This is a genomic window from Aurantimonas litoralis, from assembly GCF_026153195.1.
Lineage (GTDB): Bacteria > Pseudomonadota > Alphaproteobacteria > Rhizobiales > Rhizobiaceae > Aurantimonas > Aurantimonas coralicida.
In genome coordinates this window covers 974,114-999,023 of record NZ_JAPFBM010000001.1, presented here as the reverse complement: position 1 = coordinate 999,023, position 24,910 = coordinate 974,114, and the positions used below count along the sequence as shown (strand labels likewise).

The window sequence follows — 24,910 nt, the reverse complement described above, 5'->3', positions numbered from 1 at the left end:
TGCATGTGCGGCGAAGCAGCGAGAACCCGGCCCTGATGGCGACGAGTGCGGAGGAAGGCCGGGCTGTGCTCGTGGAACGCCTGCGCGCCGTCGCCGCGGGCGACCGCGCGGCCCTGCAGGCTGTCTACGATCTGACATCGGCGAAGCTTTTCGGCATCTGCCTGCGTATCTTGGGGGACCGCGAGGAAGCCGAGGACGTGTTGCAGGATGTGTATCTGATCATATGGCGCAAGGCCGAGAGCTTCGATGCGGGGCGGGCGAGCCCGATCACCTGGCTGGCGACGATCGCCCGCAACCGGTCGATCGACCGGCTGCGCCAGGTCGGGCCCCGCCGCGCCGACAAGCCGGTGGACGCCGCGCTGGATCTTGCCGATGGCACGCCCGACGCCTTCGAGCTGCTGCATCGCGCGCAGGAGGGGCAGCAGCTCGCCGCATGCCTGGACACGCTGGAGGAGCGCGCCCGCAGCGCGATCACCGCGGCCTTTTTCGGCGGCGCCACCTATGAAACGCTGGCCGGCCATGCCGGGGTGCCGCTCGGCACCATGAAGAGCCTGATCCGGCGCGGGCTGCAGAAACTGAAGGGATGCCTGTCGCAATGACCGCGGCGCAAGACCACGAACGGGACGATGCGGATCTGGCCGCCGAGTATGTGCTCGGCGTCCTGGATGGCGCGGAGCGTCGTGCGGTCGAGCGCCGGGCGGCGACGGATGCCGCCTTCGCGCGAGAGATCGACGCCTGGGCCGAGCGCCTCGGGCCGCTGGCGCAGACGGTGCCGGCGGTGGTGCCGCCCGCCAGCGTCTGGTCCCGCATTGCCGGCGAGATCGACTGGATGACGCGCCGTGCCGCGAGCCCGGCGGCGCCGCGCGGCCGCAGGGTGTCGCCGATCTGGCAATGGCTGGGGCTCGGCGGCATGGGGCTCGCCGTCACCAGCCTGGCCATGCTCATCCTGGTCGCCGGGCGCGACCTCGCCGCACCGCCCCAGGCGCCGGGCGGGACGTTGACCGCGACGCTCAGCGCCGATGACGGCACGCCGCTCCTGACGGTGGTGATCGACACCGGCACCGCCGAGGCGACGCTGATCCCCGTGGTCGCGGCGCAGGAGGCGGGCCGGGTGCCCGAGCTCTGGCTGGTGCCGCCGGCCGGCGGTGCGCCGCGCTCGCTCGGCCTGATCGACATGACCCATCCCCTGCGGCTGGTTCTCAGCGATCCCGAATATGGCGCCACCGATGCCGCACTCGCGGTGTCGATGGAGCCGGAGGGCGGATCGCCCACCGGCCTGCCGACCGGCCCCGTCGTCGCCTCCGGCCCGCTGCATTCGATCTGATCGCCTAACGAAACAACCAGGCCGGCCGACCTCGCGAGAGATCGGCCGGCCTGTCTGCATGGGATCGGAAGTGTCTCGGACCGCCCGCTTCCCGGCTCGGTCAGTCGGCCAGGTGGCCGGGCACGCGCGAACGCGCCCGGCGGTTGTGGCTCAGAATTCGTCCCAGCTGTCGGCGACCGGCTTCGGTGCCGCACCGCCGTCGATGGTCCGCAGCTGCGTCACGCCGCGCGACGGCGTCCCATGGCGGTGCGAGGTCTGCGGCTGCGCGCGGCCGTCGCTGCGGCGCGCACCGGCATTGCCGGCACTGGTGCTGAACTTGGCCATGGCATGGGCCAGCTCGTCGGTCTCGTTGGCCAGCGTCTGGCTGGCCGCCGTCGCCTCTTCCACCATCGCGGCGTTCTGCTGGGTGACCTTGTCCATCTGGTCGGCGGCGCCCGAGACTTCGCGCAGGCTCGTCGCCTGTTCGCGGGCCGAGGAGGCAATGGTCGAGATGACCTCGGCCATCGCACTGACCTCGGTGACGATCTCTTCCAGCGACTTGCCGGAGGCCGTGACCAGCTCGACGCCGGTGCCGACCTGCTCGCGGGACGTCGCGATCAGGGTCTTGATCTCCTTGGCGGCTTCCGCCGAACGCTGGGCGAGCCCGCGCACTTCCTGGGCGACGACCGCAAAGCCCTTGCCTGCCTCGCCGGCCCGCGCCGCCTCGACGCCGGCATTCAGGGCGAGGAGATTGGTCTGGAAGGCGATCTCGTCGATCACCGAGATGATCGAGTTGATCTTCTCCGAGGACTGCTCGATCTGGCCCATGGCCGCGACAGCCTTGCCGACGACCTCGCCGCCCTTCTGGGCCTTTTCGCGGGCACCCGAGGCCACCTGCTGGGCCTTGCCGGCACCCTCGGCGGTCTCGTTGACCGCCTGGGTGACTTCGCCGAGTGCCGCGACGGTTTCCTCGAGGCTCGCCGCCTGCTGCTCGGTGCGATGGGCGAGATCGTTGGAGGCGGTGTTGATCTCGCCGAGACCGGTGCGGATCGAGGCGATCGAGGTCACCACATGGCCGATGGCCTCTTCCAGCGAGGCGACGCTGGCGTTGAACTTGGCCCGGATCGGCTCGAATTCCTCGGCCACCCTGTCCTGCATGCGCACGGTGAGGTCGCCGGCCGACAGACGCTCGAAGCCCACTTCGACGACGCCGACAAAGGCGCGCAGGTCTTCGGCCTTGGCATTGTCGAGCGCCGCTTGGCGCTTCTTGGCCTCTTCCTGGCTGATGCGCGTGGCCTCGGCTTCCTCTTCCAGGCGCTCCTGGTCGATGGCGGTCTGCTTGAAGACCTGCACGGCGCGGGCCATGGCGCCGATCTCGTCGGCGCGCTCCTGGCCGCGGACCTCGACCGAATGATCGCCGGTCGCCAGCGTGCCCATGATCGCGGTCAGGCGCTGGATGGCACCGCCGAGGGAACGGGCGAACAGCATGAAGCCGAGAAGCGACAGGAGCGACACGACCAGCGTGCCGACGATGGTGGACCAGAGCGCGGCGCTGCGGCCCGCGGCCATGGCGCTGACGTCGGAGGCAACTTCCAGGACGCCGATATTGGTGCCGGAATAGTTCGTCAGCGGGATCGCGGTGGCCGCGTAGCTGACATTGCCGACATCCGCGATCTTCTCCACCGTGGTGCCGCCATAGACGGTCTGCACTTCCGACAGGTCGAGCAGGCCTTCCGACGCCATGGTCGAAGCCTGGGTGACGAAGCCTTCGTCGGTGAAGATCTTGACGGTGAGCGCGGCGTTGCGGCTCTCGGCAAGGCGCGCGAAATACTGCTCGGTCAGCTTGGTGCCGATATCGACGATGCCGACGACGACGCCGTTGCGGATCACCGGAGCCGAGGCGAACATGCTGACGGCGGTGCGGCCCGGCTCGATGCCGGCCGTCATCTGGCCGCCGGCGATCGCCGCTTCCACCATCTTGCGCCGGCCGGCGAGCTTGTCGCCGAACTTGCCGGGCTCGTGGATGCGCGCCACGACGGTAGTATCGGCTTGGCTGAAGGTGATGAGCTGCATCGCGCCCTTTTCGACGATCTGCTCGTAATTACCGCCGTAGCGCGCCAGCAGTGCATCGCGGTCGTTCGCGATCACAAGGTCGGCGACGCCGGGATCGGCAGCCAGCGCCAGCGCAAGGGCCGAGGCGGCGCGCTTCTGGGCCTCGATGTCGGCCATGACGAAGGACAGGTCATTGGCCATCTCGGCATGGACATTGGCGTCGTTCATCACCGCCTGGCGATACCAGGCGAGGCCGCCGATCATGCAGCTGGCAAACAGGACGGCGGCAAACCCGTAGGCGGTAATGCGGATCCAGAGCGGTCGTGCGACCTCGGCCTTGGTCTTCATCGTCTCGAACTTCTTTCGCGGGTCTGACGCCTGCCGGTAGTGTCGCGGCGTCGGGAAATGATCATCGGCACACAGGAATTTGATCACCAGCCCTTAACAATCCGCGAACGCGCCGCGGTTGCTTTCGATTTGCCCCGAGCCTGACGCAAGGTTGGCGCGGCGAGCGCTGTTCGCGGTCTTTGTAAGCCGGTCGATCAGCCATGGCGCGGCGCGGACCGATCGGGTAACGCTGCCCCGATGAGCAAGCTCTTTTCCGCTATCTTCCTGCTGCTGATGATCGCCCATCTGATCCGGCCCTTCGGCGTGCCGGGACTGCGCAAGCGCGGCGATTTCTGGAAGCTGGCGCTTCTGGGCATCTTCGCCTTCATGGCGACGGTGCTGATCCGGCCGCAATAGCTTCGCCGCGCCTGCACACTCCGGCCAACAAACGCCCCAGCGCTGCACACGCCACCTTGACGGATGCCTCGGCGCGGTCGCAACGTCGCGCATGAATCGCGACGAAGGGGGTGGACCTTGCCGGACGATCAGCCGCTCAGCCTGCATGTGCCCGAGCCCGAAGTTCGGCCCGGCGGTACTCCCGACTTCAGCGGTGTGAAGATCGCCCGGGCCGGCACGGTGCGCCGTCCGCCGGTCGACGTCGATCCGGCCGAGATCCGCGATCTCGCCTATTCGATTATCCGTGTTTTGAACCGCTCAGGCGAGGCGGTCGGCGAATGGGCCGGCACGCTGAGCGACGAGGAGGTTCTGGCCGGGCTGAAGACGATGATGCGGGTGCGCGCCTTCGACCGCCGCATGCTGATGGCACAGCGCCAGGGCAAGACCTCGTTCTACATGCAGTGCCTCGGCGAGGAGGCCATCGCCTGCGCCTTCCGCAAGGCGCTCGGCCCCGGCGACATGAACTTTCCGACCTATCGCCAGCAGGGGCTGCTGATCGCCGACGATTATCCGCTCGTCGACATGATGTGCCAGATCTATTCCAACCGCCGCGACCCGCTGAAGGGCCGGCAGCTGCCGATCATGTATTCGTCGAAGGAGCACGGCTTCTTCTCGATCTCGGGCAATCTGGCGACCCAGTTCGTGCAAGGGGTCGGCTGGGCGATGGCCTCGGCGATCAAGGGCGATCACCGCATCGCCGCGGCCTGGATCGGCGACGGCTCGACCGCCGAGAGCGACTTCCACTCGGCCATGGTCTTCGCCTCGACCTACAAGGCGCCGGTGGTCCTCAACATCGTCAACAACCAATGGGCCATCTCGACCTATCAGGGTATCGCCCGCGGCGGCTCGGGCACCTTTGCCGCGCGCGGTCTCGGCTTCGGCATTCCCTCGCTGCGGGTCGACGGCAACGACTATCTGGCCGTCCACGCGGCGTCCAAATGGGCCGTCGAGCGGGCCCGCCGCAATCTCGGCCCGACGCTGATCGAATGGGTCACCTACCGCGCCGCCGCCCATTCGACCTCGGACGATCCCTCCGCCTACCGCCCGAAGGAGGAGAGCGACGCCTGGCCGCTCGGCGATCCGGTCAAGCGGCTGAAGAACCATCTGATCCTGAAGGAGGTCTGGAGCGAGGAGCGCCACGTCCAGGCCGAGGCCGAGATCGACGCCGAGATCCTCGCCGCCCAGCGCGAGGCCGAGACCCACGGCACGCTCCACACCGGCCCGCGGCCCTCGGTGCGCGACATGTTCGAGGGCGTCTACGAGGAGATGCCGCCGCATCTGCGCCGCCAGCGCCAGCAGGCGGGGTACTGATGATGCGCACGGCAGGGCGGAGCGGCCGAGCAGGCCCCGGCGGCGAACGCAGGAAAGGTTGCTGACGCCATGGCGCGCATGACCATGATCGAGGCGATCCGCGACGCCCATGCGGTGAAGATGGCGGAGGACGACAATGTCGTCGTCTTCGGCGAGGACGTTGGCTATTTCGGCGGCGTCTTCCGCTGCACGGCCGGGCTCCAGGAGCGCTTCGGCAAGAACCGCTGCTTCGACGCGCCGATCAACGAGAGCGGCATCGTCGGCACCGCCATCGGCATGGCCGCCTATGGGCTGCGGCCGGTCGTCGAGATGCAGTTCGCCGACTATGTCTATCCGGCCTACGACCAGATCGTCTCGGAGGCGGCCAGGCTGCGCTATCGCTCGGCCAGCGACTTCACCGCGCCGATGGTGGTGCGCATGCCGACCGGCGGCGGCATCTTCGGCGGCCAGACCCATTCCCAGTCGCCCGAAGCGCTGTTCACCCATGTCGCCGGCCTGAAGACGGTGGTGCCGTCCAACCCCTACGATGCCAAGGGCCTGCTGATCGCCGCCATCGAGGACAACGACCCGGTGATCTTCCTGGAGCCCAAGCGGCTCTACAACGGTCCCTTCGACGGCCACCACGACCGGCCGGTGACGCCCTGGTCGAAGCATCCTTTGGGCGAAGTGCCGGAGGGTCGCTACACCGTGCCGCTCGGCAAGGGCGTGGTGCGCCGCGAGGGCGCCGGGGTTACCGTGCTGGCCTATGGCACCATGGTGCATGTCGCGATAGCGGCGGCCGAGATGGTCGGCGTCGATGCCGAGATCCTCGACCTGCGCACCCTCGTGCCGCTCGATCTCGACCTGATCCGGCAATCGGTGGAGAAGACCGGCCGCTGCGTCGTCGTCCACGAGGCGACGCTGACCTCGGGCTTCGGCGCCGAGCTCTGCGCCCTCGTCGAGGAGAATTGCTTCTATCACCTCGAGGCGCCGATCCTGCGGATCGCCGGCTGGGACACGCCCTATCCGCACGCCCAGGAATGGGACTACTTTCCCGGTCCGGCGCGGGTCGGGGCGGCCCTCAGACAGGTCATGGAGGGCTGATCATGGGCACCTACACGATCAAGCTGCCGGATGTGGGCGAGGGCGTCGCCGAGGCCGAACTCGTCGAATGGCACGTCAAGATCGGCGACGTGGTGCGCGAGGACGCGGTCCTCGCGGCCGTGATGACCGACAAGGCGACGGTCGACATTCCCTCGCCGGTGGACGGCACCGTCGCCTGGATGGGCGGCGAGATCGGCGAGACGCTGGCCGTCGGATCGCCGCTGGTGAAGCTGACCGTCGACGGGGAGGGCGGCACCAACGAGCCCGACGAGAACCCCAACGAATTGGTCGCGACAAGCGAGGATGCACCGCGGTCGCCCTCGGCCGAACGGGCGCCGGGACCGGCCGACCGCAAGGCCGCGACCGGCGACGACGATGCCACCAAATCGGACGAAGCGTCAGCAGATAAGCCGGCAAAGCCGTCGGGTGGCGGTTCCTCTGGCGCGTCCCCGTCGCCCCCGGCACGGCCCAAGGCGCAACGGCCCGCGTCCGCTTCTCCGGCGCGCAAGCCGGGCGAGCGGCCGCTGGCCTCGCCGGCGGTGCGGCGCCGGGCGATGGAGGCCGGCATCGATCTGCGCCGGGTCGCCGGCAGCGGTCCGGCGGGCCGGATCGGCCAGGACGATCTCGACGCCTATCTGGATGGCGCCAGCGCCGAGCCGTCCGCGGGCGGAGGCCTGCAGGCCGACAGTTCGGTCACCGAGATCAAGGTGGTCGGCCTCAGGCGGCGCATCGCCGAGAAGATGGCGCTGGCCAAGAGCCGCATCGCCCACATCACCTATGTCGAGGAGATCGACGTCGAGGCGCTGGAGGATCTGCGCGCCGCGATGAACCGCGACCGCCGCGACGACCGGCCGAAACTGACGCTTCTGCCCTTCCTGATGCGGGCCATGGTCATCGCCATCCGCGAGCAGCCGGCGCTGAACGCGCTCTATGACGACGAGGCCAACATCCTGCACCAGCATGGCGGCGTGCATATCGGCATCGCGGCCCAGACCGGCGCCGGCCTGGTCGTGCCGGTGGTCCGCCATGCCGAGGCGCGCGACCTGTGGAACTGCGCCGGCGAACTCGCCCGGCTCGGCGAGGCGGCGAAGTCCGGCACCGCCAAGCGCGAGGAACTGTCGGGCTCGACCATCACCATCACGTCCCTCGGGGCCATGGGCGGCATCGTCACGACGCCGGTGATCAACCATCCGGAAGTCGCCATCGTCGGCGTCAACAAGATCGAAATCCGCCCGGTCTGGGACGGCACCCGCTTCGTGCCGCGCCGGCGCATGAATCTCTCCTCCAGCTTCGACCACCGGGTGATCGACGGCTGGGACGCCGCCCGCTTCGTCCAGCGCATCAAGGCACTTCTGGAAACCCCCGCGATGATCTTCGTCGAGGAGCGGCCATGACCGACATTTCCTGCCAGCTACTGGTGATCGGCGCCGGCCCCGGCGGCTATGTCGCCGCGATCCGCGCCGGTCAGCTCGGCCTCGACACGGTGATCGTCGACGACCGCAAGCCGGGCGGCACCTGCCTGAATATCGGCTGCATCCCGTCCAAGGCACTGATTCATGCCGCCGACGAATATTACCTGCTGCGCGAGGCCGCCCGCGGCGCCGCGATCCCCGGCATCACGGCCGCCAAGCCCGGCCTCGACTGGGGCGACGTCGTCGACTGGAAGGACGGCATCGTCAACCGCCTGAACAACGGCGTCACCGGCCTTCTGAAGCGGGCCAAGGTCAAGCTCGTTTCCGGCCGCGCGCGCTTTCTCGACGGCAAGACGGTCGAGGTGACGGGCGAGACGGGCACCCAGCGGATCGCCGCCGAGAATGTCGTCATCGCCACCGGCTCGGTGCCTGTCGAACTGCCCTCGCTGCCCTTCGGCGGCAAGGTGATCTCCTCGGCCGAGGCGCTGAGTCTCGCCGCGCCGCCGGAGCGCCTGGTGGTGGTCGGCGGCGGCTATATCGGCGTCGAGCTCGGCACCGCCTTCGCCAAGGCCGGATCGACGGTCACCATCGTCGAGGCGACGGCGCAGATCCTGCCGCTCTACGATGCCGAGCTCGTCCGGCCGGTGCGCGCGCGGCTCGAGGCGCTGGGCGTCGAGATCCTGACCGAGGCGAAAGCCATGGGGCTGGCCGGCGAGGGGGGCGACCTCGTCGTGGAAGGCGCCGAAGGCAGCGAGCGCCGGCTTGCCGCCGACCGGGTGCTCGTCACGATCGGGCGCAGGCCGCTGACCGACGGCTGGGGCCGCGAGGAACTGGTGCTGGAGATGGACGGGCCCTTCCTGCGGGTCGACGAACAGCGCCGCACCGCCATGCGCGGCGTCTATGCCATCGGCGATGTCTGCGGCGAGCCGATGCTGGCCCACAAGGCGATGGCCGAGGGCGAGATGGTCGCCGAGATCGTCGCCGGCGCGCGGCTCGCCTGGGACAAGCGCGCCATTCCGGCGATCTGCTTCACCGATCCGGAGATCGTCACCGTCGGCCTGTCGCCGGAGGAGGCGAAGCGCCAGGGCCATGAGACCAAGATCGGGCTCTTCCCCTTCCAGGCCAATGGCCGGGCGATGACCCTTGCCCGTGACGACGGCTTCGTGCGGGTGGTGGCGCGGGCCGACAATCACCTGGTGCTCGGCATCCAGGCCGTCGGCGCCGGCATCTCCGAACTGTCCGCCGCCTTTGCGCTGGCGCTGGAGATGGGCGCCTGCCTCGAAGACATTGCCGGGACCATTCACGCCCATCCGACTCAAGGCGAAGGATTCCAGGAGGCCGCCTTCAAGGCGCTCGGCCACGCCATCCACATCTGAGCGGGCCCCGGCGGGCCGGCTCTGCGTGCCGCTGTTTGATACCGGGTGCCGGCTGGTGTAGAGACCCGCCTTCGGGACGATAGCAGGCAAGGCCGGACATCATGGATCGCATTCGCATTCGCGGCGGCAACGAGCTCAACGGGACGATACCCATCTCGGGCGCCAAGAACGCGGCGTTGCCGCTGATGATCGCGTCGCTGCTCACCGACGACACGCTGACGCTGGAAAACGTGCCGCATCTCGCCGATGTCGAGCAGCTGATCCGCATCCTCGGCAATCACGGCGTCGACTATTCGGTGATTGGCAAGCGCTTCCGCCAGCAGCCGGGCCTCGGCCGCACCATTCATTTCGACGCGCGCAACATCGTCGACACCACCGCGCCCTACGAGCTCGTCTCCAAGATGCGGGCGAGCTTCTGGGTGATCGGGCCGCTCCTGGCGCGCATGCACAAGGCCAAGGTCTCGCTGCCGGGCGGCTGCGCCATCGGCACACGGCCGGTCGACCTGTTCATCGACGGCCTGCGGGCGCTCGGCGCGACCATCGACATCGATGCCGGCTATGCCGTGGCCGAGGCCAAGGGCGGCCTCGTCGGCGCGCGCTACGTCTTCCCGAAAGTGTCGGTCGGCGCGACCCACGTGCTGATGATGGCCGCAACGCTCGCCAAGGGGCAGACGGTTCTGGAGAACGCCGCGCGCGAGCCGGAAGTCGTCGACCTCGCCACCTGCCTCTCGGCCATGGGCGCCAGGATCGAGGGCGCCGGCACCGGCACCATCACCATCGAGGGCGTGCCGGCCCTGTCGGGCGCCCGCCACCGGGTGCTGCCCGACCGCATCGAGACCGGCACCTATGCCATGGCCGTGGCGATGACCGGCGGCGACGTGACTTTGACCGGCACCAATGCCCAGCTCCTGCAGACCGCGCTCGGCAGCCTGAAGGGCGCCGGCGTCACCGTCGATCCGGTCGAGGACGGCATACGGGTCTATCGCAATGGCGGCGGCATCGCGCCGGTGGACGTCGTCACCGACCCCTATCCCGGCTTCCCGACCGACCTGCAGGCGCAGATGATGGCGCTGATGACCCGCGCCGAGGGCACCTCGCACATCACCGAGACGATCTTCGAGAACCGCTTCATGCATGTGCAGGAGCTGGTCCGCCTCGGCGCCCGGATCACCCTGTCCGGTCAGGTCGCGACGATCGAGGGCGTCAATCGCCTCGTCGGCGCGCCGGTCATGGCGACCGATCTGCGCGCCTCCGTGTCGCTGGTGATCGCCGGCCTCGTCGCCGAGGGCGAGACGACGATCAACCGCGTCTATCATCTGGATCGCGGCTTCGAGCGGCTGGAAGAAAAGCTGAGCGCCTGCGGCGCCGACATCGAACGCGTCTCGGCCGGTTGAGGATCGGGGGCCGGGCAAGGGTCGATCCGACGCCGTCGGCGGTCCCCTTGGCGGCCGTCCTCGACCGGCGCATATTGCTTTTTTTCGCGTTTGCCCCGATCTAAGGCACCGATCCCCATTCCGTCGCCGCGTCAGTGCGGCGGTTCGTCTCGTCGCGAAGCCTGACGCTTCGCGCCCTCACACACGATCAAGGCACGACATCATATGGCAAAAGAAGAAGTTCTCGAGTTTCCGGGCACGGTGACAGAGCTGTTACCCAACGCGACGTTCCGGATCAAACTCGAGAACGAGCACGAGATCATCGCCCATACGGCGGGCCGTATGCGCAAGAACCGCATTCGCGTCCTGACCGGCGACAAGGTGCTCGTCGAGATGACGCCCTACGACCTGACCAAGGGTCGCATCACCTACCGCTTCAAGTAAGTCGGCAAGGGCATGAGTACCAAAGCGGCGCGCCCCGTGCTCGTTCTCGCCTCGGGTTCGCCCCGGCGGCTGGAGCTGCTTGCGCAGGCCGGTATCGAGCCGGACCGCCTGCTGCCGGCCGACATGGACGAGTCGCCGCTGCGCAACGAGCATCCGCGTTCGCTGGCGAAGCGCCTGGCCAAGGCGAAGGCCGAACTGGCGGTGCGCGCCCTGCGCGAGCTCGACGTGCCCGGTCCGCGCTTCGTGCTGGCGGCCGACACCGTGGTGTCGGTGGGCCGGCAGATCATGCCCAAGGCCGAACTGGCCGACGACGCGATCGCCAATCTGCGCACGCTGTCGGGACGCACGCACCGCGTCTATACCGGCGTCGCGCTGGTCGGCCCGAGCGGCTCGCTGCGCCAGCGCCTGATCGAGACGCGCGTCCGCTTCAAGCGGCTGTCGCGCGAGGACATCGATTGCTACATCGCCTCGGACGAATGGCGCGGCAAGGCCGGTGGCTATGCCATTCAGGGTCTGGCCGGCAGCTTCGTCGTGCGCCTGATCGGCTCCTACACCAGCGTCGTCGGCCTGCCGCTCTACGAGACGCTCGCGCTGCTGGCGGGCGAAGGCTACGACATCCACAACCGGTGGAAGGCCGCAGCGGGCCAGACGGAAACGGCATGAACGCGATCGGTGCGAAGGTGACGCCGCTTCGTCCCAAGCGGCAATGCCCCGAATGCGGCAATCCGTCTGACCGGGCGAGCTATCCGTTCTGCTCGCCGCGCTGCAAGGCGATCGACCTCAATCGATGGCTGAGCGGCAGCTACGTCATTCCCGGGACCGAGGAAGAGCCCTCGGCGCCGGACACCGGCGAAGAGAACTGACGGCGGCGCGCGTCGCCGTGACGATGGCCGAAGCCGGACGGAACGGGCCGGCGATCCCTAGTCCTTGACCGATCCCACCAGCACGGCATTGCCGTCCTCGACGCGGTTCCAGCGGCCGGGATCGGCGACGCTCTGGCGCTTCAGGAAGCGGTAGGGCGTGTCCCGCCACGCCACGACCCGGCGATCGAGATTGTCCAGGATGAACTCGCCGCGCTGGGTCCTGAGCGTCAGGATGGCATGGCCCTCGCCATCGCGCTTGCGCACGACGGTGAGGAGCAGATTGCCCAGATCGATCCCCGTGCGCTCGTGCAGGATCTTGCGCTTCAACAGGGCGTAGTCCTCGCAGTCGCCTTCATTGCTCTCCGGGGGATAGGTCCAGCGCTCCTCGACGCCGTAGAGCTCGTGATCCGACTTGGCGGTGATGCGGCGGTTGATCTCGGCATTGGTCTCGGCCACGGCGCTGATCAGCTCGGGCGTCAGCTTGACCGGCTCGATGGTCTGGCCGGCCACGCGGTCGCTGGCAGGGCGACATTCGTCGGGATGGGTATGGCAGAACAGCCGGTGTCCGACCGGCGGCGTTGTGGTGACCCCGACCACCATGAACGGCCCGCGTGCTTCCGCCATGACCGATCCGGTCTGTACTGTCAGGCAAAGCAGTATCGTGGCGCCAATTGCGCGTATAGACCCCATTCGTACCCCGCTCGGACGAACAACCCTCTCTGGTCTTGATGGTGTTGGGGATGCGGAAAACTGTCAACGCGACCGGCGTTGCTGCGGCGCATCATTTTCCAGCCACGCACAAGCTGCGGCCGGTTTCCGGATGGAAACGACAGCACGAACAGGCATTTGGGTGCGACCCGTAGCAGGCTAATCGACGGAAACCATGGGGGTTTCTCGATCCGGCCGCCGGCTTTGTGACAAATTCACAACAGCCCGAAGGCGAACGCCTTCGCGGGTGCAGAATCGGCGGAACCTCTACGCGTCGTCGCGGAACGCGGTCACGAGATCGGTCACTGCGCGGCCGATCAGGGCCAGATCCTGCGGCCGGGAGAGGCGGTGATCGCCGTCCTTGACCAGCGTCATGATCGTTCCGGAGAAAGGCAGGTGGGTGACCAGCTCCATCGCATGGGAGAACGGGACGTCCTTGTCGGCCATGCCCTGGATGATCGTCACCGGGCAGCCCGTCTCGATCAGGTCGGTCATCACGAGATTGTCCCGGCCGTCCTCGAACAGGGCGCGGGTGTAGAGGTCGGGCTCGGGCGAATAGTCGGACGGCTTGGTCAGCACGCCGTCGCGCGCCAGCGCCTCGCGCTGTGCGGCGTCAAGCTTCGGCATCATCAGCTTCTCGGTGAAGTCGGGGGCCGGGGCCAGCAACAGCAGCCCGGCGATCCGTTTGCGGTCGCCGGCGTCCCGCGCCATCTGCGTCAGCCGCAGGGCGACCCATGCCCCCATGGACGAGCCGACGAGAATGGCCGGCCCGTCGACCGCGGCGTCGATCACCGCCTTCGCGTCCTCGACCCAGCGGCTGATTGTGCCGTCCTCGAAGCGACCGCCGGATTCGCCATGGCCGGAATAGTCGAGCCGGCAGAAGCCGAGACCCTCGCGCTGCGCCAGTTCGGCGAGATACTCTGCCTTCGTGCCGCGCATGTCGGAACGGTAGCCGCCGAGCCAGACCAGGGTGGGGCCCGTACCGGCCTGGGTGCGGTAGGCGATGCGCCGTGCGTCGGTGCCGACGGTCAGGGTCCGGGGCGTCTCGGCAGAGGGTTCGGCGCGCATGAAGATGATCCGTTCTGGTGACTCTACGGCGTCCGACGCGCCCGTCTGGGGCCCCCGGCGCATTTTCTCGACCCGCGGGGCGTGCCAATTGGCCCCGCCGATGCTATATACGCCCCACTGAAGGACCCGCATCGTGGGTGATCGTTGATCGGTTCCGCCGTTCGTTCGAGGAACCCGATCCGACGCCGCGTGTTGTCCCAGAGCCGTCTTGCGTCGTCAACAACAGGAGTCAACGACCATTCGCAGACCATTCCGTGCACCACCGACCCAGAACACGGGACCGCGTTCCAACAAGGATATTCGCGTTCCTCAGGTCCAGTTGATCGACGCCGACGGTGAAAACCGCGGCCCGACCGCGACCTCTGAAGCGCTTGCCATGGCTGAGGAAGCCGGCCTCGATCTCGTCGAGATCGTGCCGACGGCCAACCCGCCTGTCTGCAAGATTCTCGACCTGGGCAAGCTGAAATACGAGACCCAGAAGAAGTCGGCCGAGGCGCGCAGGCGCCAGAAGACCATCGAGGTCAAAGAGATCAAGATGCGGCCGAACATCGACGAGCACGATTACGAGACCAAGATGAAGTCGGTCCGCCGCTTCTTCGACGAGGGCGACAAGGTGAAGGTCACCCTGCGCTTCCGGGGTCGCGAAATGGCGCACCAGGAACTGGGCATGCGTCTGCTCAACCGGGTTCGCGAAGAGACCGGCGAGATCGCCAAGGTCGAGGCCGAGCCTAAGCTCGAAGGCCGGCAGATGATGATGGTTCTCGCCCCGCGCGGCTGAGATCGATCGTCGATCGGTAGACATGCAGAAAGCCGGCATCCCTCGGGGGCGCCGGCTTTTTTTTGCGGCCCGGCAGTGTCGCCAGTCGCGGGAAACGTTTTCCGGCGGCTCAGGCGCTGTGGCGGCAGGCCTGCAGCTCCTGCTGGCTCTTGCCGATGACGGCGATCAGCCGGTCGAGGCGCTTGGCCGTCCCGGTTTGCGGCGGCTGGTTGCCGGGGCCGCAGGGCAGGAGGGTGACCGGCAGGGGCGCGCCGTGGCGCAGGCCGTGAAGGCCGAGGGCCTCGCTGTCGCTGTCGCCGCCGACGACGCGTTCGACCGCGCGGTAGAGCTGGCGTCGATCCCGCATTGTCGCGGGGCGCAGGGCATCGGTGTCGCCCGGCGGCACGAAGAAGCGGCGCGTCGAGATCATGTCCTCCGCGGCCGTGTTGGCGGCAAGGATGGTGCGGCGGTCGGACAGAAGCGCGATCCCGAAGGGCAGCGGGTCCCAGCTTGCCTCGATCGTCTCCCGGTCCGGCTCGTCCGGGGTGCCGAGGCAGTGCGACACCAGGAAGGTGCGCCGCAGATCGTCGGCATTGCGGCGCAGCAGCGTGTGGATGGCCGTCGCATTGCGTTCTGTCGGGGTGTCGGGGCTTTCGACGAGGAGAAGCCAGGTCCATGGCGCACCGTGGTGGAGGACCAGTCCGGTCGCCCATGCGGTCTGTGATCGGGGCATTCCGAAAGGTTCGATCTGGCGGCTGTCGAACACCGCACCCGCAATGAGTTTCGGCGTGCCGGGAGGCGGGCCTGTTTCACCGAAGCGGAAGACGGCTTGTTGCCCGCCGAACGGCAGGGCGAGTTCGAGGCGCTCGGTGCATTGCGTCGCTACCCGAAGGAGCGTCGTCCGCGCGCCGGCGAACATCGCGTCGATGGCCTGTGTGACCCCGGCCCAGTTTTCCCGGCTGAAAGCGGCACATGGGAGTTGTTTGCGCAGCGTGTCGATACCGTGCGGAAACCGTATGAGGGTCATTGCCGTCCATTTCCATGCCCACCGGATGATTCCATCGTGTCCGGGATCTGGCAAGTAACTCAGTGAGGAAATAGCCGGAGTCAAGAATATTCCGTAGGGAGAGAATGGCGCTTCGCCGGCTATCTCGGCCGGCTGCGGGACGGATTCAGGGCTGTGAGGAACCCCGGCGTGGCGTCTTGCGCGGCGACCCGTCTTTGCCTATAAGCGCGACGTTCAGATGCGAACCGGCCGGCAGGGCATGCCGTGGCGGTTCTCAATGCTGTCGCGACATCGTCACAGAGGCGACCCGGCAATCGGGAGTTCCGATTGCCCGCGGATTGTCGCGATCCTCACCAAGGAGAGCAAAATGCCCAAGATGAAGACCAAGGCCAGCGCCAAGAAGCGCTTCCGGATGACGGCCAATGGCCGCGTCAAGGCAGGCGCCGCCGGCAAGCGCCACGGCATGATCAAACGCTCCAACGACTTCCTGCGCGATGCGCGCGGCACGATGATCCTGTCCAAGCCCGACGAGCGGATCGTCAAGATCTACATGCCCTACAACCGCTAAGCGGCCCGGGCTTTTTAGAGAATTCAGGAGTTTAGATCATGGCACGAGTGAAACGGGGCGTTACGTCCCACGCCAAGCACAAGAAGATTCTGAAGCAGGCCGCCGGTTTCTACGGTCGCCGCAAGAACACCATCCGCGCCGCCAAGGCTGCCGTCGACCGGTCGAAGCAGTATGCGACCCGCGATCGCCGGGTGAAGAAGCGGAATTTCCGCGCCCTGTGGATCCAGCGCATCAACGCCGCCGTCCGCGAGCATGGCATGACCTATGGCCGCTTCATCGACGGCCTGAACAAGGCCGGCATCGAGGTTGACCGCAAGGTCCTGTCCGACATCGCCATCCACGAGCCCGAGGCCTTCGGTGCGCTGTGCGAGCAGGCCAAGTCGGCGCTTGCCTACCTCAAGGAAAGCGAATTTGACGGTGCCTACGAGCGCGCCGTTGGCGAGACGCGCGCGGCCTGAGGCCAGCGCAACTCTTGACGCTTACGGGCCCGCGCCGCACTGCCGCGCGGGCCTTTTCATGTCGGCGGGTCCGATCGGGCCGCGGTCCGGGCGCGTGTCGCGCGGGGACCTTCGGCGCACGGTCGTCCGGCCTTCGCAAGCAGTATGGGAGCAACGGATGAGCGATCTTCAGGCACTGGAAGCCCATCTCTCCGAACAGGTCGCAGCCGCCGCCGACGAGGCGCAGCTGGAAGCGATCCGCGTCGCCGAGCTCGGCAAGAAGGGCCGCATCTCCGAGCTCCTGAAGGGTCTCGGCAAGATGAGCCCCGACGAGCGCCGCGTCGAAGGCCCGAAGCTGAACGGCCTGCGCGACCGCGCCCAGGCGCTGATCAACGCCCGCCGCGAGGAACTCGCCGACGCCGCGATCGCCGTGCGCCTCGCCGCCGAGCGAGTCGACGTGACCCTGCCGGTGCGCCCCAGCCCCGCCGCCCGCGGCCGCATCCATCCGATCAGCCAGGTCATCGACGAGATCACCGCGATCTTCGCCGACATGGGCTTTGCCATCGCCGAAGGGCCGGACATCGAGACCGACCACTACAATTTCACGGCGCTGAACTTTCCCGAGGGCCATCCGGCCCGCGAGATGCACGACACCTTCTTCCTGAAGCCGGACGCTGCGGGCGAGCGCAAGGTGCTGCGCACCCACACCTCGCCGGTGCAGATCCGCACCATGGAAACGACGAAGCCGCCGCTGCGCATCGTCATTCCCGGCCGCACCTACCGGCAGGATTCCGACGCGACCCATTCGCCGATGTTCCATCAGGTCGAGGGTCTCGTCATCGACAAGACGGCCAATGTGGCGAACATGAAATGGGTGCTGGAGGAGTTCTGCAAGGCGTTCTTCGAGGTACCGTCGCTGAACATGCGGTTCCGGCCGTCCTACTTCCCCTTCACCGAGCCGAGCCTCGAGGTCGACATCCAGTGCGACCGGTCGAACCCGGGCGAAGTGCGCTTCGGCGAGGGCTCGGACTGGATGGAGATCCTGGGCTGCGGCATGGTGCATCCGAACGTGCTGCGCCATGGCGGGCTCGACCCGGACGAGTATCAGGGCTTTGCCTGGGGCATGGGCATCGACCGCATCGCCATGCTGAAATACGGCATGCCGGATCTGCGCGCCTTCTTCGATTCCGACGTGCGCTGGCTGGAGCATTACGGCTTCCGCCCGCTCGACATGCCGACCCTGTTCGGCGGCCTGTCGACGTGACATTGATGACCGCCGCCGTGTCCTTTTCGGACCTGCGGCGCGTCGTTCCGAGTTGACTGTCCACCCGCAAGCAGGAGCCTTCGCCATGTCGGCACGCATGACCGTCCTCGAAGTGATTGCCGTCGTGGCCGGCGCGGTCATCGGCCTTCTGGCGCTCGACTTCGCCAGCTGGCTGTTTGCCGATACGAGCTTCTTCGCGCTTCTGGCCTCGCCCGGCCGCATCGTCGTGGCGCTGGTGACGGTTGGCCTCTTCGCCTTCTACTACCGCTCCATGTCCCAGACCCCGGCGGCGCTGGCCTCGTTCTTCACCGGCGTCGGCCTGCCGGCGATCCTCGACCGCTTCGGCTTCGATTCGCTGCTGCCCTGGGGCACGTTGCTCGTCCTCTACGTGGTCTTTGCCATCGTCGCCCTGCTGACCTATCGCTTCGTCCATGCCACGGCGCTGGCGCAGGGTGTCGCCGACGACATCGCCGGGCCGAAGCGGCGCGACGATTTCTGAGCCCCGTGGCCGGAGCGCCCGCAGGCGTCCCGGCGAAGACACGCGCGCCGCGGCCCCGCAGCCATCCGGCGCATTTCCCACGGCCGATCGGCCCGTCCGCAACGAGACTGAACCGAACCGATGAAATTCACGCTTTCCTGGCTCAAGGACCATCTCGACACCGACGCCTCGCTGGCCGAGATCTGCGAACGCCTGACCATGATCGGCCTTGAGGTCGAGGCCGTCGACGACCGCGCCGTCTTCGCGCCCTTCCGCATCGCGCGGGTGCTGAGCGCCGAGCGCCACCCCGATGCCGACAAGCTGCAGGTGCTGAGCGTCGATGCCGGCCCCGAGGTCAATGACGGCAAGCCGCTGCAGGTGGTCTGCGGTGCGCCCAACGCGCGGGCCGGGATGGTCGGTGTCCTGGCGACGCCGGGCACCTATGTGCCGGGCATCGACACCACCCTGTCGATCGGCCGCATCCGGGGCGTCGAATCCCACGGCATGATGTGCTCGGAGCGCGAGCTCGAACTGTCCGACAGCCATGACGGCATCATCGATCTCGCGGCGGACGCCCCGGTGGGCACGCGCTTTGCCGACTATGCCGACCTCGCCGACCCGGTCATCGAGATCAACCTGACGCCGAACCGTCCCGACGCCACCGGCGTCGCCGGCATCGCCCGCGATCTCGCCGCCTCCGGCATGGGCACGCTGAAGACCGCCGCGCCCGAGCGCATCGAGGGCGAGGGCGACTGCCCCGTCGCCCTGTCGGTGGAGAGCGCGACCTGCACCGGCTTTGCCCTGCGCAAGGTGTCGGGCGTCGCCAATGGCGCCTCGCCGGAATGGATGCAGAAGCGGCTGAAGGCGATCGGCCTGCGCCCGATCAATGCGCTCGTCGACATCACCAATTACGTCACCTTCGACCGTGGCCGGCCGCTGCACGTCTTTGACGCCGCCAAGGTCGCCGGCGGCCTCGTCGTGCGCGACGCGCGGGACGGCGAAGAGGTCGTGGCCCTCGACGAGCGCACCTACACCCTGTCGGCCGGCATGTGCGTCATCGCCGACGACAAGGGCGTCGAATCCATTGCCGGCATCATGGGCGGCGAGCATTCGGGCTGCGATGCGGCGACGACCGACGTCCTGATCGAATCGGCGCTGTGGGACCCGCGCGCCATCGCCCGCACCGGCCGCAGCCTCGGCATCATCACCGATGCGCGCTACCGCTTCGAGCGCGGCGTCGATCCCGACTTCATGGAGCCGGGCCTCGATCTGGCGACGCGCCTCGTCCTCGATCTGTGCGGCGGCACGCCATCGCGCCGCGTCGTCGTCGAGAGCACGACGCCGGCGCCAGCGCCCATCGTCCTGCCCTTCACCGAGACCGAGCGCCTGACCGGCATCCAGGTGGACCGCGACCGGCAGGTCGCCATTCTGGAGAGCCTCGGCTTCAAAGTGTCGCCGGACGGCGAGACCGCCAGCGTCGTCAGCCCGAGCTGGCGCCCGGACATCGACGGCAAGGCCGACCTCGTCGAGGAAGTCATGCGCCTCGTCGGCGTCGACACGATCGCGCCGCAGCCGTTGCCTTCGGCGGGTGCCGTCGGCGGACGCATCCTCACCGTGCCGCAGATCCGCGACCGCGCCGCGCGCCGGGCGCTGGCCGCCCGCGGCATGGTGGAGACGGTGAGCTACAGCTTCATCGCCGAGAGCCATGCGGCGGCCTTCGGCGGCGGCGCGGCCGCGCTGAAGCTGGAAAACCCGATCTCGGCCGACATGTCGGACATGCGGCCCTCGCTGCTGCCGGGCCTGATCGCTGCGGCGGCGCGCAACGCCGCCCGCGGCCATGGCGACACGGCGCTGTTCGAGGTAGCGGCGATCTACCGCTCGGACGAGCCGGACGGCCAACTGCGCGTCGCCGGCGGCCTGCGCCGCGGCACCGCCATCATGTCCGGCGGCGGCCGGTCGTGGAACGGCAATGCCTCCGCCGTCTCGGTGTACGACGCCAAGGCCGACGCCATCGCGGCGCTGGAGGCGGCCGGCGCGCCGGTCGACCGGCTGATGATCGAGGCGCCGGCGAGCGACTGGTACCATCCGGGCCGCTCCGGACGGATCAAGCTTGGGCCCAAGGTAGTGCTGGCGGAGTTCGGCGAATTCCACCCCAGGACGCTGAAGACGCTGGATGCCTCCGGGCCACATTGCGGCTTCGAGGTGTTTCTCGACGCGATCCCGACGCCCAAGCGCAAGGCGACCCGCACCAAGCCGGTGCTGACCCTGTCGGCCTTCCAGCCGGTGCGCCGCGACTTCGCCTTCGTCGTCGATAGCGACGTGGACGCGCTGAAGCTGGTGCGCGCGGCCGAGGGCGCCGACCGCAAGCTGGTCGGCGAGGTGCGCGTCTTCGACGTCTTCACCGGCGCGGCGCTCGGCGAGAACCGCAAGTCGGTGGCACTGGAAGTCACCCTCAATCCGGTCGAGCGGACCCTGACCGAGGAAGATCTGGAGGCGGTGTCCGCCAAGATCGTCGCGCAGGTCGAGAAGGCCACCGGCGGCACGCTGCGGGCGTAACGGCCCGGAGCGTCCAGCGGGCGCATTCGGCGCGCGTTGCTGCGGCACAATGGCGTGTGTGCTGCTGCGCAGCGGGCCGCATCGGCGCTGAGGCATGGGCCCTCGGGTTGAACCCGAGGATGACGCGCATTGATGGAGTGCGCAGCCTGTCGAGGGGATCACAACGTCCCGGAGCGCAAGCGCGCGGCGTCCGCCACCGGGCGGCAGCCGGCTGAGTGGAGCCGCTTGATTGCCTGGCGACTTTGTGGTCGCGGTTGTGGCGTTGCAGCCACCTCGCCGGTGCCGATGGCCGAGCGGCGTCACCCGGTATCCCTGCGCGAACAAACCTCGGACTGCATCAGCTCTTCTGCGCCATCCAGACCTTGTGGATCGCGCCCTGTGGTTCGTCGAAGACGGCCATCCGCACGGTGAAGCCGGCCTCCGCCAGGAGCACCCGGTAACCGGCATCCGAGTAGCTGGCATAGGCGAAAGGCACGTCGAACATCGTGTCGCGGACGCTCGAATGGGACGGCCCGCTGGTGAACAGCAGCCACCCGCCGGGGCGCAGCCAGGCCGCGAAGCGGCCCAGCATCGCCGTCTGGTCGCCATGGTCCAGATGAAAGAAGCTGTCCCAGGCGACGATGGCATCGAAGGACACGGCCGGGAGATAGGCCCGCATGTCGCACAGGATGGTCCGCACCTGCGGGTAGGCCCGCTGGAAATGCGCCAGCATGGCGGCCGAGCCGTCCAGCGCGGTGATCGAGAGGCCGGCCTCCAGCAGATGCACCAGCCCCGCGTGACCGGTGCCGCAGCCGCAATCCAGGAGCCGCGCCCCGGACGGCAGCGCCGCCGCCAGCTGCGCGTAGAAGGGCGGCTCCCACGGCTTCAGCCGGCGCGCGGCCTCGAAGCGGTCGGCGATGAGGTCGTAGCCCGCAACGGCAGGGTGAAGCTCCGCGCTCATCTTGCCGTCATGCCGCGGCGGCCAGCCGCTCGCCGGCCATGCGGTAGGAGATCGCCTCGGCCAGATGGATGCGTCGGACCATGTCGTCGCCGTCGAGATCGGCGAGGGTACGCGCGACCTTGAGGATGCGGTGATAGGCGCGGGCGGAGAAGCGCATCTGCTCGGCCGCCTCCTGCAGCAGTGTCCGGCCCTCCCGGTCGGGCTCGGCTACGCTTTCGATCAGGGCGGCCGGACAATGGGAGTTGCGGGTCGAGCCGGGCAGGCCGAGGCTTTCGTAGCGCTCCGTCTGCAGGGCGTGCGCAGCGGCGACGCGCGCCATGACGTCGGCCGAGGATTCCGCCGGCTGCGGCTTGATCAGGTCGGCGGCCGTCACCGCCGGCACGTCGACGCGGATGTCGATCCGGTCCATCAGCGGGCCGGAGATGCGGGCCTGGTAGTCGGCGGCGCAGCGCGGGCCGCGGGCACAACTGCGGCCCGGCTCACCGGCCATGCCGCACCGGCAGGGATTCATCGCGGCGACGAGCTGCATCTTGGCCGGGTAGGTGACCCGGTGATTGGCCCGGGCGATGACGCTTTCGCCGGCCTCCAGCGGCTGGCGCAGGGAATCCAGCACGACCGGCGAGAATTCGGGGAATTCGTCGAGGAACAGGATGCCGCGATGGGCGAGCGAGACCTCGCCGGGCCGCGCCCGCAGGCCCCCGCCGACCATCGCCGCCATGGAGGCCGAATGATGCGGCGCGCGGAACGGCCGGCGATCCGACAGCTTGCCGCCGGACAATTCCCCGGCGATCGAGGCGATCATCGACACTTCGAGGAGTTCGCGCGGTGTCAGCGCCGGCAGGATCGATGGCAGGCGCTGCGCCAGCATCGATTTTCCCGAGCCGGGCGGGCCGACCATCAGGAGGTTGTGTCCGCCGGCCGCGCTGATCTCCAGCGCCCGCTTGGCGACGATCTGGCCCTTGATCTCGGCAAGGTCCGGCAGGTCGGAGGGCACGGCCCGGATGGCCGGCTCCGGCCGGGCGATGATCTGCGTGCCGCGGAAATGATTGGCGATCTGGATCAGGCTGCGGGCGGCGACGATGTCCATGTCCTGGCTCGCCCAGGCCGCCTCCGCGCCGCTCTCGGCCGGGCAGATCAGGCCGAGGCCGATTGCGTTGGCGCCCATTGCCGCCGGCAGCGCCCCGGCGACCGCGGTGGTCATGCCGTCGAGGGAGAGCTCGCCGAGGACGACATAGCCGGCCAACGCGTCGGACGGGATCGCGCCGAGTGCCGCCATCAGCCCGAGGGCGATCGGCAAATCGTAATGGCTGCCCTCCTTGGGCAGGTCGGCGGGGGCGAGATTGACGGTCACCTTCTTGGGCGGCATCGACAGGCCTGAGGCATGCAGGGCCGCCTGCACCCGCTCGCGGCTCTCGGCCACGGCCTTGTCCGGCAGGCCGACGATCTGGATGCCGACCTTGCCCGGCGCCACCATCACCTGCACGTCGACGGGAATCGCCTCGATGCCCTGAAACGCCACCGTCTTGACCCGCGATACCATCGCCACCACCCCTCGTGATGAACTCCCGCTCACCCACTTTGCCGGAAAGCGACGTTAGGTAAGCATGGAAATCGGAATGAAACAAGAACAGGACAGAAACAAATCGGCTCCAGAGTGAGTCGTTGTCCAGCGATGGCTCAATGGTTAAGCCATCGTTAACGCGTCAAGCAGATGTCGCGCGCCGTGCGCGGCTCAGAGCTGCGCCATGAGAAAGACGGTGGCCGACAGGGCCAGCAGGCCGGCCACCATGAAGCCGCCGTTCCAGACCACCCCGACCCGGAAGGCGCTTGTGTGGCCGAGGCGGCCGATCAGCAGCGTCGTCGCCGTGAAGGGCGATGATGCGCCGGTGAGCGCCCAGCCGGCGGTCAGCGCGACGACGACGACGTTCGGCGACACGCCCATGGCGGCGGCCGACGGCAGCAGCGGCGCCAGCAGCGACACCGACAGGATCGGGTTCATGCCGAGCTGGCCGAGCAGCGGGATGATCCAGACGATGGCGACGAGGATCACCGAGACCGGGATGGCGTCCAGCGCCAGGGCCTGATCGGCGATCAGTGGCTGCAGCAACTCGCCGCCGGTGGCGCCGATAAAGCCGGCCATGACCAGAAGGATCAGCTCGGACTGGAAGGAGGGGATGTCGATGAGGGCCAGCCGCTTCAGCCGCGTCGCGGTGCGCGCCGCGGTTCCGATCTCGCCGCGGGACTGGATGACGATCCAGCCGATGGCGATGGTCGGCACCAGCAGCATCACCACCGCGATCACCCGCAGCCCGGTCAGAAGCTCCAGCACCGCAACGCCCGAAAAGAGCAGGACGAGCAGTGCCAGAAGCGGCTTCAGGTCGCGCCAGCCGCCGATCGGGTCGCGCCGTGCCGGTGCCGGCTGGGTCAGCTTCGGCTTGAAGTAGGTGTCCAGCGCCCAGCCGATGAAGGTGACGAGGGCCGCGTTGAAGATCGCGAAGACGGCGGCCCCGCTCCATGACGAGCCGGGGATGACCGAGGTGGAGATCGCCATGGCGAAGGCCAGCGGCGACCAGGTGAGCGAGGCGACGAAGCCGCGCTGGATGGCCAGCAGCATGCGCCGGTTGCGGATCTCGCGGATCTCGGCGTTGGGCTCGCGGCTGGCGATGCTTTCGGTCAGCCCGCCCAGGAGCGAGATCGCGCCGTAGCTGAGGATCAGCGCGAAGAGATGCCCGCCCGTGGTCAGCGCCAGATAGCGTTTGCCGGGCGGCTGGCTGGCGAGATACTGCCCGCATCGCTCGATGGCCGGCGAGGCGGCGGCGGGGCCGCGCAGCGAGGCGAGCGCGATGAAGAAGGCCGCGATGAAGCCGCCCTGTTCGAGCCCCTTTATCGTGATGGCAAGCCAGTCGGCGCGGGTGAAGAGGGCGATGGCGACGAGGCCGAGGCCGAGCGCCACGAAGGCCTGGCGCGACCAGGGCGCCCGCGGCGTGGCGAGAACCAGGAAGACGAGGATGCCGGCGGCCGCGACCAGCCCTGCGCCCGCGCTGCCCACCCATTCGCGCAGAAGGATGGCGACGCCCGTGACGATCAGAACCACACCGATGAGACGGTCGATCAACGCTTGCGAACTC

Annotated in this window: 24 protein-coding genes; 17 read left to right on the top strand and 7 right to left on the bottom strand. The window is 68.4% G+C overall.

The features are described 5' to 3' along the window. Positions 1-71 precede the first annotated feature (71 nt). Both N7I30_RS04800 and N7I30_RS04795 read left to right on the top strand, forming a co-directional pair. Positions 72-599 (top strand): sigma-70 family RNA polymerase sigma factor, encoded by a 528-nt coding sequence (locus N7I30_RS04800; RefSeq protein WP_498637057.1) that lies wholly within the window; start codon positions 72-74, stop codon positions 597-599. Beyond that, a complete protein-coding gene (locus tag N7I30_RS04795) occupies positions 596-1,324 on the top strand; it encodes an anti-sigma factor (protein ID WP_498637055.1) in 729 nt (242 codons plus the stop codon). The genes N7I30_RS04800 and N7I30_RS04795 overlap by 4 nt, the downstream gene beginning before the upstream one ends. A 150-nt stretch (positions 1,325-1,474) precedes the next feature. Here N7I30_RS04795 and N7I30_RS04790 read toward each other — a convergent pair whose 3' ends face one another. Beyond that, on the bottom strand, positions 1,475-3,703 hold the full coding sequence (locus N7I30_RS04790; protein ID WP_498637053.1) for a methyl-accepting chemotaxis protein: 2,229 nt from the start codon (positions 3,701-3,703) through the stop codon (positions 1,475-1,477). Between the two features lie 237 nt (positions 3,704-3,940). On the opposite strand from N7I30_RS04790, the gene N7I30_RS04785 reads away from it, so the two are divergent. The 9 genes from N7I30_RS04785 (at position 3,941) to yacG (ending at position 12,000) form a co-directional block, all read left to right on the top strand. Continuing rightward, on the top strand, positions 3,941-4,099 hold the full coding sequence (locus N7I30_RS04785) for a hypothetical protein (RefSeq protein WP_498637051.1): 159 nt from the start codon (positions 3,941-3,943) through the stop codon (positions 4,097-4,099). A 117-nt stretch (positions 4,100-4,216) separates the two neighbouring features. Continuing rightward, the gene (locus N7I30_RS04780) at positions 4,217-5,449 is read left to right on the top strand and encodes a 3-methyl-2-oxobutanoate dehydrogenase (2-methylpropanoyl-transferring) subunit alpha (protein WP_024349574.1); all 1,233 of its coding nucleotides are present in this window, start codon (positions 4,217-4,219) and stop codon (positions 5,447-5,449) included. A gap of 69 nt (positions 5,450-5,518) precedes the next feature. Further along, positions 5,519-6,532: an alpha-ketoacid dehydrogenase subunit beta gene (locus N7I30_RS04775; protein ID WP_498637049.1), complete on the top strand. Its 1,014-nt coding sequence runs from the start codon at positions 5,519-5,521 to the stop codon at positions 6,530-6,532. A 2-nt stretch (positions 6,533-6,534) separates the two neighbouring features. Next, positions 6,535-7,926 (top strand): dihydrolipoamide acetyltransferase family protein, encoded by a 1,392-nt coding sequence (locus N7I30_RS04770; RefSeq protein ID WP_498637047.1) that lies wholly within the window; start codon positions 6,535-6,537, stop codon positions 7,924-7,926. Then, the gene (lpdA, locus tag N7I30_RS04765; RefSeq protein WP_498637045.1) at positions 7,923-9,320 is read left to right on the top strand and encodes a dihydrolipoyl dehydrogenase; all 1,398 of its coding nucleotides are present in this window, start codon (positions 7,923-7,925) and stop codon (positions 9,318-9,320) included. Before N7I30_RS04770 ends, lpdA begins: the two co-directional genes overlap by 4 nt. 101 nt (positions 9,321-9,421) lie before the next feature. Continuing rightward, the gene (gene murA, locus N7I30_RS04760; protein WP_187389869.1) at positions 9,422-10,714 is read left to right on the top strand and encodes a UDP-N-acetylglucosamine 1-carboxyvinyltransferase; all 1,293 of its coding nucleotides are present in this window, start codon (positions 9,422-9,424) and stop codon (positions 10,712-10,714) included. A 204-nt stretch (positions 10,715-10,918) separates the two neighbouring features. After that, a complete protein-coding gene (gene infA / locus N7I30_RS04755) occupies positions 10,919-11,137 on the top strand; it encodes a translation initiation factor IF-1 (protein WP_024349579.1) in 219 nt (72 codons plus the stop codon). 12 nt (positions 11,138-11,149) lie between these two features. After that, the gene (locus N7I30_RS04750) at positions 11,150-11,800 is read left to right on the top strand and encodes a Maf-like protein (RefSeq protein WP_029702811.1); all 651 of its coding nucleotides are present in this window, start codon (positions 11,150-11,152) and stop codon (positions 11,798-11,800) included. Next, positions 11,797-12,000 carry a DNA gyrase inhibitor YacG gene (yacG, locus tag N7I30_RS04745; RefSeq protein ID WP_024349581.1) on the top strand — a complete coding sequence of 68 codons (204 nt, stop codon included), beginning with the start codon at positions 11,797-11,799 and terminating at the stop codon, positions 11,998-12,000. Before N7I30_RS04750 ends, yacG begins: the two co-directional genes overlap by 4 nt. A 57-nt stretch (positions 12,001-12,057) precedes the next feature. On the opposite strand, the gene N7I30_RS04740 is transcribed toward yacG, so the two are convergent. Continuing rightward, entirely contained in the window at positions 12,058-12,624 is a 567-nt protein-coding gene (locus tag N7I30_RS04740; RefSeq protein ID WP_483213163.1) for a transglutaminase-like cysteine peptidase, read from the bottom strand. A gap of 351 nt (positions 12,625-12,975) precedes the next feature. Continuing rightward, positions 12,976-13,776, bottom strand: a complete 801-nt coding sequence (locus tag N7I30_RS04735; RefSeq protein WP_498637041.1) for an alpha/beta fold hydrolase — start codon at positions 13,774-13,776, stop codon at positions 12,976-12,978. A 238-nt stretch (positions 13,777-14,014) separates the two neighbouring features. Between N7I30_RS04735 and infC the strand changes: the two genes are divergently transcribed. Further along, positions 14,015-14,554 carry a translation initiation factor IF-3 gene (gene infC, locus N7I30_RS04730; RefSeq protein ID WP_024349584.1) on the top strand — a complete coding sequence of 180 codons (540 nt, stop codon included), beginning with the start codon at positions 14,015-14,017 and terminating at the stop codon, positions 14,552-14,554. A 109-nt stretch (positions 14,555-14,663) separates the two neighbouring features. On the opposite strand, the gene N7I30_RS04725 is transcribed toward infC, so the two are convergent. Further along, the gene (locus N7I30_RS04725; RefSeq protein ID WP_498637039.1) at positions 14,664-15,644 is read right to left on the bottom strand and encodes a hypothetical protein; all 981 of its coding nucleotides are present in this window, start codon (positions 15,642-15,644) and stop codon (positions 14,664-14,666) included. 262 nt (positions 15,645-15,906) lie between these two features. Between N7I30_RS04725 and rpmI the strand changes: the two genes are divergently transcribed. The 5 genes from rpmI (at position 15,907) to pheT (ending at position 20,842) form a co-directional block, all read left to right on the top strand. Continuing rightward, the gene (gene rpmI / locus N7I30_RS04720) at positions 15,907-16,107 is read left to right on the top strand and encodes a 50S ribosomal protein L35 (RefSeq protein ID WP_009210962.1); all 201 of its coding nucleotides are present in this window, start codon (positions 15,907-15,909) and stop codon (positions 16,105-16,107) included. A gap of 38 nt (positions 16,108-16,145) precedes the next feature. Beyond that, a complete protein-coding gene (gene rplT, locus N7I30_RS04715) occupies positions 16,146-16,565 on the top strand; it encodes a 50S ribosomal protein L20 (protein WP_009210961.1) in 420 nt (139 codons plus the stop codon). 157 nt (positions 16,566-16,722) lie between these two features. Then, a complete protein-coding gene (pheS, locus tag N7I30_RS04710) occupies positions 16,723-17,808 on the top strand; it encodes a phenylalanine--tRNA ligase subunit alpha (protein ID WP_024349586.1) in 1,086 nt (361 codons plus the stop codon). A gap of 85 nt (positions 17,809-17,893) precedes the next feature. After that, positions 17,894-18,307 carry a hypothetical protein gene (locus N7I30_RS04705; protein ID WP_024349587.1) on the top strand — a complete coding sequence of 138 codons (414 nt, stop codon included), beginning with the start codon at positions 17,894-17,896 and terminating at the stop codon, positions 18,305-18,307. A gap of 120 nt (positions 18,308-18,427) precedes the next feature. Further along, entirely contained in the window at positions 18,428-20,842 is a 2,415-nt protein-coding gene (gene pheT, locus N7I30_RS04700; RefSeq protein WP_498637036.1) for a phenylalanine--tRNA ligase subunit beta, read from the top strand. Between the two features lie 337 nt (positions 20,843-21,179). Here the strand turns inward: pheT and N7I30_RS04695 are convergent, their stop codons facing one another. From N7I30_RS04695 to N7I30_RS04685, 3 genes are all read right to left on the bottom strand, one after another. After that, on the bottom strand, positions 21,180-21,782 hold the full coding sequence (locus tag N7I30_RS04695) for a class I SAM-dependent methyltransferase (protein WP_498637034.1): 603 nt from the start codon (positions 21,780-21,782) through the stop codon (positions 21,180-21,182). A gap of 7 nt (positions 21,783-21,789) precedes the next feature. After that, positions 21,790-23,322: a YifB family Mg chelatase-like AAA ATPase gene (locus N7I30_RS04690; protein ID WP_498637144.1), complete on the bottom strand. Its 1,533-nt coding sequence runs from the start codon at positions 23,320-23,322 to the stop codon at positions 21,790-21,792. A 192-nt stretch (positions 23,323-23,514) separates the two neighbouring features. Continuing rightward, positions 23,515-24,897: a hypothetical protein gene (locus N7I30_RS04685; RefSeq protein ID WP_498637032.1), complete on the bottom strand. Its 1,383-nt coding sequence runs from the start codon at positions 24,895-24,897 to the stop codon at positions 23,515-23,517. Between the last annotated feature and the right edge of the window lie 13 nt (positions 24,898-24,910).